Source organism: Blautia sp. AF14-40, from assembly GCF_003479665.1.
Lineage (GTDB): Bacteria > Bacillota > Clostridia > Lachnospirales > Lachnospiraceae > Fusicatenibacter > Fusicatenibacter saccharivorans.
The window spans coordinates 1-435 of sequence record NZ_QUHK01000076.1 but is presented as its reverse complement, the minus strand read 5'-3'; the positions used below and the strand labels follow the sequence as shown (position 1 = coordinate 435).

Sequence of the window (435 nt, the reverse complement as noted above, 5' to 3'; positions counted from 1 at the left end):
ATTGAGCTGGTTATCCAGACTGATAGCATTTTCCACCGTACCGTCTGAAAACAGCAGGTGTGCAAAGTCGTAGTCCGTGAAGCTGTCGATATGGTCTGCGATATTGCGTGAGATAGCGGTATCTTCCTTTCGCAATTCTTCAATAACGTGTAACAGTCCTCTTTTTTCGCCCTGGGTAACGGAACGAACCGCTTTTCGTAATACGGGGAATTTTTCGCCGTCCCTAGAGGAAATACCCGTAAGGAATGTTAAGATGTCGATTGCCAGACTTTCAGCGTCTTTTACATTCTTCATAATCACAAACGGGTCAAGAAGCCCTGCATTGTCCTTATCGCTGGTAAGATTTACGATATTGATTTCATGTGCAATCTCTGGGAGCGTTTCTTTCCAGTTACCACGCTCACTTTTAGGGTCTAACAGAAGTGCTTGACCGCC

Annotated in this window: 1 protein-coding gene; it reads right to left on the bottom strand. The window is 45.3% G+C overall.

Going from position 1 to position 435, the window contains the following annotated elements:
- On the bottom strand, positions 1-435 hold a 435-nt coding region (locus DWW13_RS19585; protein ID WP_243026202.1), incomplete at both ends, for an ATP-binding protein.